The 1,945-nt window shown below is 33.1% G+C and carries 1 protein-coding gene; it reads left to right on the forward strand.

Translation table 11 applies throughout. The features are described 5' to 3' along the window. The first annotated feature begins 443 nt into the window (after positions 1-443). Positions 444-1,802 (forward strand): pentapeptide repeat-containing protein, encoded by a 1,359-nt coding sequence (locus FUA23_RS22085; RefSeq protein WP_147932944.1) that lies wholly within the window; start codon positions 444-446, stop codon positions 1,800-1,802. The last annotated feature ends 143 nt before the right edge of the window (positions 1,803-1,945 follow it).

The raw sequence follows: 1,945 nt of genomic DNA on the forward strand, positions 1-1,945 counted from the left end.
TGAGTACCGGTACGCACCAGCCACAGAATGGCGTCAAGTACATCCCGGAGTTGATGTTTTGTCTTGCGGTTGATTGGTAGATAATCTTTAACTTCGTTCCACTGGCTGTCAGTCAACCGAGTCCACTGCTTGGTCATATTTGTAGTGTTTAGCGACTTACAAGATACGACTGGCAGCCTTTATATCTAAATTTTCATAATTTTAGACACGCTCTTAAGGTATCTGGAAATAACCCAGGTCACGAATTCTATAAAGATTTACTAAAGTGCGTTATATATAATTGTTACAACGATAGCAGGCCAATCAGAAAATTTGTGTTCATAATCGAGAAAAACGGTATCGATGAACTTAATCGATCAGTCGATGTAGAATTATTTCAAACAATGAAGAAGCTTCACCTGCTTGAAGTAAGTCTTATAAGTATTTAAACCAAAATATTAGTTATGATCGAGGAAAGTAGAAATGAGTCATCTAATGATGATATAGTTAAACGATTAGATAGAATTGAATCAACCCAAATAGCTGTAGAAAACAGACTTCCTAGCATAATCAAGAACTTATACAAAAATGGTTTCTCAACGTCGAATAAGGCTAAAACTTTAAGTTCTTGGCAAGCACTTTTGTCATACTTTATAAGACGACAAGCTATAGTCGTAGTAATTTCAGTATTTTCAGGGTTTATTGCATTGTCGAGTTTGTATTTTACTTATAGAGCTAATGAACTAGTGGTAATTCAGAATGATTTGATCAAATCACAAAATAATAGGATAGAGCAGCAGACATATTTACAAGAAGCAGAAAGAAGAAGCTCGTTGATATTTTTATTAGGAAATATTTTGGATAAAATTGACGAAGAAGTCAAAATTGATCAATCTAGGAATCTATCACCTCAACTAATCGGTAACATTATATCATTATCTTCAAGATTAAGACCATACAAATTTCTAGAAGCTGATAGTCTGATTTCGAAGGAAGTTAGCCCTGAAAGAGGCCAGTTATTTGTATCCCTTATCAATTCAGAATTGTCTGAAGCTACATATAAGAAAATATTTATGAATTGTGATTTTAGTTATGCCTTAATTGAAAATGTGAATGTGAATATTGATATGGATTATGTAAATTTATCCAATTCTTATATTGTTCGATCAAGATTTAATTCTATATCATTGAGAAATTCAAATTTTGAGAATTCTCTACTAATTGATAATACGTTTTACGGATGTGATCTAAGGTATTCTAAATTGACGGCAGATACAATACACAGCGAATTTGATGGTTCATTTTTGGATCGTGCGATTATTGATCCGTATGGCTTTTTTAGAAAGGGTAATTTAACATTATCAAATCAGATTTTGTCAAAAAGCTATAGAATTGATTCATTGTGGGAAAACCCTAAAGTGAAATTCTTAAGTAAAAATATTGACTACAATTACGAGGATTATCAAGCTTGTGAAAAAATAGTTACGGAAATCATCTTTTCGTCAGATATGTATAAAGAGCTTCATAAATTTTATGCGGATAAGCAAACTAAAGTAGTGTTACTTTCACTACAGAGTCCTGAAAATTTCATTGATACTCCATTTCCATCTCCTGATACATTGATTTGGGAGTATGCATTTCACGAGAGTAATTACTATCGAGCAAATATGAGTAGAGTTTCTTCAATAGATTTTGAATCTAAAACTGGAAAGCTGATTGTGTACGATATAGAGAACGATACATCTATTGAAGGTGATTATGATAAAGCGATTTATAATAGATATGTTGAGTTGTGTATACTACGCAGCGCAGAGAATCACTAAAAGCAGGCGTTGTTGCATGGAGATTTCGGGTAAAGCTTGCGCTGATATTTTATTTAATTACGCGACTTTCGGTTGGGAAACAGGCATGCCATGGGCTGTCATTTGATTGAGTGCTTTTATTTTCATTTTGTTTTCCTGGGTTT

This window comes from Neolewinella aurantiaca (assembly GCF_008014675.1).
GTDB lineage: Bacteria > Bacteroidota > Bacteroidia > Chitinophagales > Saprospiraceae > Neolewinella > Neolewinella aurantiaca.